General features: G+C 69.0%; 5 protein-coding genes. All 5 read right to left on the bottom strand.

From position 1 onward, the window contains the following. A partial coding sequence (locus AC08OT_RS19120) for a DUF2637 domain-containing protein (RefSeq protein WP_476603137.1) occupies positions 1–328 on the bottom strand: 328 nt, incomplete at its 3' end. After that, the gene (locus AC08OT_RS19125; protein WP_476594513.1) at positions 325–984 is read right to left on the bottom strand and encodes a replication-relaxation family protein; all 660 of its coding nucleotides are present in this window, start codon (positions 982–984) and stop codon (positions 325–327) included. The genes AC08OT_RS19120 and AC08OT_RS19125, both read right to left, overlap by 4 nt. Beyond that, entirely contained in the window at positions 985–1,164 is a 180-nt protein-coding gene (locus AC08OT_RS19130) for a hypothetical protein (protein WP_476594512.1), read from the bottom strand. A gap of 160 nt (positions 1,165–1,324) precedes the next feature. Continuing rightward, positions 1,325–3,628, bottom strand: coding sequence for a type IV secretory system conjugative DNA transfer family protein (locus tag AC08OT_RS19135; protein WP_476603138.1), 2,304 nt, complete (start codon positions 3,626–3,628; stop codon positions 1,325–1,327). Beyond that, positions 3,625–4,854: a DNA cytosine methyltransferase gene (locus AC08OT_RS19140; protein WP_476594510.1), complete on the bottom strand. Its 1,230-nt coding sequence runs from the start codon at positions 4,852–4,854 to the stop codon at positions 3,625–3,627. The genes AC08OT_RS19135 and AC08OT_RS19140 overlap by 4 nt, the downstream gene beginning before the upstream one ends. Positions 4,855–5,017 lie beyond the last annotated feature (163 nt).

A 5,017-nucleotide genomic window follows, 5' to 3' on the forward strand; every position in this document is an offset into this window, starting at 1 on the left:
GGCATTGGGACGTGGCCAGGTGCCAGGTTCCGTTGCCGATAAGGGACAGCCCGACCGCGAGCAGCGCGTTCCACCGGGCGAACCGGCGGGCTCGCGCTGAGCGGGTGTTACTGGCGAGCCATACGCGGGTGGCCGTAGCCGCGAAAGCATCGACAGTTAGTGGCAACAGCGGCGCGAGCCACGCCGGCCACCCGGTTACCGCAGCCAGGCTCCGGAGTCCCGAGAACGAGCTGACGGCGGCGGACACGGCCGTGACCGCCATGCCCGCGGCTACCCACCAGTCCCGGCGCCGTGGTCCGCCCGCCGCCGGTTCCAGTTCCGCGCTCATGGCGACCCGTCCGGCGTGAGCAGGCCCGCCACCAGAGACTCGGCGGCCTGACCATGCAGCGCGACGCTGACCAGCTCGTCACCCGGCGCCGGCAGGCGCCGGATCTCCCGTCGCACACCTTCGGCTCGCGCTTCGTTCGGCACGGTGACCAGTACTCGGGGCATGAGGTCCGCCGGTCCAAGCTGCCCGCGGTTGAGAAAGTCCAGGTACGCCCGGAGCTTCCTGCCGACCGTCGGCAGGCTTTCCGTGGCCCGGTCGACCTCGACCCACAGATGGTCGATGAAGTCAGCCGACGCCAGCGCCACGTAGGCGTCTGGCTTCAGCCAGCTGCCCAACCCGTCCGGCCACCACGAGGCCGGTTCGGCGTCGAACGCCTCCACGACGAGGCCCGGTGTCCGTCGCTCGGCTTCCCGCAACGCCACGTACAACTCGCTGACTGCGAGGGTGTGTGCCACGAACCGCTCGGTCACGGTGCCGGGCCGCCGCACCCGCGCGGGTTGCTCGTGCCTGGCCGCGTCGAGCTGCATGAGCCGCTGGCCGGCGGAGCCGAGCGCGAAGACCAGCCCGGCAGATCCCGCCCGCACCCCGCCGATGCGCCGCTCCAAGGTCGTCAGCACCCGCCACTTGACGAGCCGGGCCAGCACCAGGCGCCGCACTCACCCCCGCGCCGAGGGCGCGATGTTGGCGAAGTGCAGCCGCTCGATCTGCGCACCGGTCGTCAACCTCAGCCGCTCCACGTCCGCCACGATCTGCCGGTCCCGCTCGGCCATCCGTTCCTGCACCCGCTCGACATGAGCCGAGCGGACACGCTTTGTGGGGTGGGCGGCCGGGGTCATAGTGAACACTCCGAATGAGGGGAAGCATTCGGCGACGTTAGCTGCCTCCACGGGGCCGCTACCAGGGAAGACAGCCCGGCGGCACTCAACGCGACCGGAGCGCCGAACGGAGCAGCGACCGGAGCGCGGTAGCGGCGGCCAGTGACCACGGTCCGCGCGTTCATGACGTCCCTCCGCGCCGTTGCCGGCCCATGCGTCCGCCTGCCCCGCTCGGATCGGCAACCGTGATACGCGCCGTCAGGGCCGCTTCGACATCGGCACGGGCCATGCCGTATCGAGTCCGGCTGGCCGTGGCCAGGGCCACCGGGTCGCGCACGGCGTCCGGTAACGGAGCGGTTATGCCGGTCACCACGCCGAGGGTCTGGCCGCCGACAGCCGGACGCATGGCGATCTCGTAGGCGTCCAGTCCCAGCAGCTCCTCGGCGGTCAGGGGCGCGAACGGCCGGGCCAGCACCCGGGCGTCCTCGTAGGCGTTCAGCTGGAAGGCGATCTGTGTGCGGGCTGTGCCAAGCACCGCGGTCTTCACGGCCTCGGGCAGCTGCCCGAGGTACTGGTGGGCCAGGATGAGGCCGACCTTGTACTTCCGGGCCTGGGCCAACATGTCGCCTATGTCCAGCGGCAACCGCAGCACGTCCTGAACTTCATCGAGGTAGACGAAGGCCGGGCGTCGCCGTTCGGCCGGCACCGCGACCTGGCCAAGGATCTTCTGCCACAGCACCGCCACCACCAGCGCGCCGGCAAGCTGCGCCGTGTCGGTGCCGAGCGCACCCTTGGCCAGGTCGACCAGCACCGCCTTGCCCTTGAAGACCTCGCCGAGCTCGAAGCCGTCGCTCTGCCCGAGTGCCAGCCGCAGCGCCGTGCGGGTGCTGAAGGAGCGCAGCTTATTGAGCGACGGCCCGATAATCTGCAACCGCTCGGCGTCGGAACGCTGGTCGTACTCGCCCCAGAACGACCGCACCGAAGCCGGTACGGACGGCTGGGCGAGCACGAACCGCCGGAACGCCTGATTGGTCAGCAGTTCCGGCACCTCGGCCAGCGTGAACGCCGAACTGTCCGGCGCCCTGGTGTGGGTGAGGGTCAGCAGGCAGGCCCGCAGGACGTCGCTCGTCCTCGGCCCCCAGGAACCGGACCAGAGGCTGGCCATGGTGTGGACGATGTTGTCCACGGCCAGCTCCCGGCTGTGCTCGCCGCCCTGGTGCCGCAACAAATTGATCCCCACCGGCCGGTCGGTGGCGGCCAGGTCGAGGACGACGACGTCCCCGGCGTACTCCTCCGGTACGCGGGCGAGGACGTCGCTTACAAGATCACCGTTGGGGTCCACGACCACCACGCCCCGCCGCGCGGCGATGTCCTGCAAGATCTGGTTGCCGAGCAACGTCGACTTGCCGGTGCCGGTCGGCCCGACAACCCACTCGTGCCGCAACCGGTCCTCGGTCAGCAACGCGAGCGGCCGCTGCATACCCGAGTAGTTGCTGGTCGCCACGACCGAGGTGCCCCGGCCGCCGCTCGGCATGCCCGGCGCCGGCGGCAACTGCCGCGCCGAACCCAGGGCCAACCCAGGCAGCGCCAGGTCGCCGACCGGGAGACCGAGCAGACCCACGGCCTCGGCGGCGTTCATGACCACCGGCCAGCCGAACAGCGGCAACGAGATGTCGCTGAGCCGCCGGCCCGCCGTCACCGATGGAGTCGCCAAGCGGCACACCGACACGCCGGGCGCCTCCAACGTCCGCAGGGCCGACAGAACCCGGCCGAGCATCGCGCCGCGCCGGTCAGCTCGGACGGTAACAGTTCCGACACGGCAGACGCCGCGCAGCAGGGGCAGCGCCTGCTTGGTTCGGGCCGCTCGTTCGTTCTTGGCGTTGGTCCGCTCCACGGCCGAGCGCATGAAGGCCGGCGCGAACGGCGGGACCGACGGCGCGACAACCCGAGACGCCTCCGCGCCCCCGATGACCGACTGAAGGTAGACGGCTTCGTCCCCGTGCAGCGGTTGCAGCGAAGCCAGGACGGCGGCATTGGTCAGCGCCGCGCGCTCGGTGGCCAACGGTTGGACATCGTTACTCAGGCCGATCTCGGCGGCCGTTCCGAACACCGGGCGGTTACGCAGGTGCTCCGGTGCCTCCTCAAGGCGAGCGCCGGGCAGGGCCGCCCGCAACCCGGCCAAGATCGTGCCCCGGTACTTCCGGGGCACGATCACGTAGTGGCTGATACCGCGTTTGGTCGCTACAACCTCGACGACCACCGGCGGGAAGGGCAGGAGCGACCGAGCAGGCGAACGGGTGCTGGCCGCCACCGTCGAAAGCCAGTCGGCGACCGTCGCCGGCTCCAGGCCGCGCGGCAGGCGCAGTCGGTATGCCTCCAGGGAGCTGCGCCAGGACTGGGCGTCGGCATAACGGATGACGACGATGACGACCAGGCCCAGGACGGCATCGGCAAGGAACGGCAGGTAGGTGGCAATGCCGTTCATCGGGCGGTTCCCTTCGGTGATGTCGTCCGCCGCCTACCGGGGCGCGTTGGGCCTGTCGACCGGCTGCGAGGGCGGCTTGGTGGGGACGTAACAGCCCGTCGGCGTATGGGTCGCCGGGCCTTTACGACGTGCGTGGCTTCGCTGAAACCGGTGGATGTTGAAGTGCCTGAAGCCATGGCCACCGCGGCCCGACCGAGGTGGTAGGCCAGCGCCACGGGCACGGCATTGCCGATCTGCCGGTACTGGGCCGACACGGGGCCCTCGAACTGCCAGGTGTCCGGGAATGTCTGAATGCGGGCGTACTCCCGCACGTTGAGCGGCCGGGTCTCGGAGGGGTGGCAGCGTCCTGTGAGTTTTGTGGCGGTTGGTTCGCACAGCAGGGTCGGGCTCGGTTGGTCCCACGCCAACCGCTTGGCCGCGCCGCTACAGCTGCCGCCCCCGTACGGACCATTGGGCAGGAACTCCCGCAAGACGTGCTCGGGCAGGTCGCGCCAGTTGCCGCCTTCCGGCACGTGGCTAATGATCCACGCCATGCGTGCCGAGTAGCGCGCTCCTGGCCCCGCCAGACCGTCACCGATTACTTGTCGCACGGTCGGCGCGGGTCCGTCGAGTTCGGCCGGGAACAGGATTTGCCCACCGGTGCCACGGCGCAGGGCGACGAGAATCAGGCGCTCGCGTTTCTGGGGTACGCCAAAGTTGTGCGCCCCGAGAATCCGCCAAGCCACTCGGTAGCCGGCTTCCTCCAGCACGGCCACCATGGCGTCTAGTGTTCTGCCGCCGTCATGGCTGCGGAGCCCCTTTACATTCTCGGCGACAGCTACCTTCGGTCGGATCTCGCGCACCGCGCGGGCGAACTCGAAGAACATGCCGCCGCGCGGGTCAGCGAACCCTCGGCGCTTGCCGGACATACTGAACGCCTGGCAGGGAAACCCGACCTCGACAACATCCACCGTGCCATGCAGGTGCCGGAAACACACGTCGCGGATGTCGAGACTGTTGACCGACCATTCGGGCCGGTTGCTGCGCAGCGTGGCAACGGCATGCCGATCAATCTCGTTAAGCAGCACATGAGTAAGGCCGGCTCGCTCGAAGCCGAGTGCCATACCACCGCCGCCAGCGAAGAGACTGACACATGTCAACTCGCGCGCCTGACCTCCGGGTACTTTTAAGCCCCCTTCGGCGGCCTCCTCTCCTACTCTTGGTGCAGGTATATCAATGCGTCGCATAGTTCCTCCGTTTGGGTTCGGTCATGCAAATGGCTGGAAAAGAGGTGCGGGCATCGGGGCGTGAGAAAGGGCCATGGGTTGGCAAGTCGAATGCCGGGTCCCACTCTTAGAATTCGTAATGAAGTAATTAATGCAAGCCAATATGCGTCTTCGCAGGTCACAG

The organism is Frankia sp. CgJB1 (genome assembly GCF_977947065.1).

What these genes read in the sequence shown, in the direction of transcription:
- AC08OT_RS19140 (WP_476594510.1), bottom strand. Translation starts at nt 4,854, where the DNA reads ATGCGACGCATTGATATACCTGCACCAAGAGTAGGAGAGGAGGCCGCC.
- AC08OT_RS19135 (WP_476603138.1), bottom strand. Translation starts at nt 3,628, where the DNA reads ATGAACGGCATTGCCACCTACCTGCCGTTCCTTGCCGATGCCGTCCTG.
- AC08OT_RS19130 (WP_476594512.1), bottom strand. Translation starts at nt 1,164, where the DNA reads ATGACCCCGGCCGCCCACCCCACAAAGCGTGTCCGCTCGGCTCATGTC.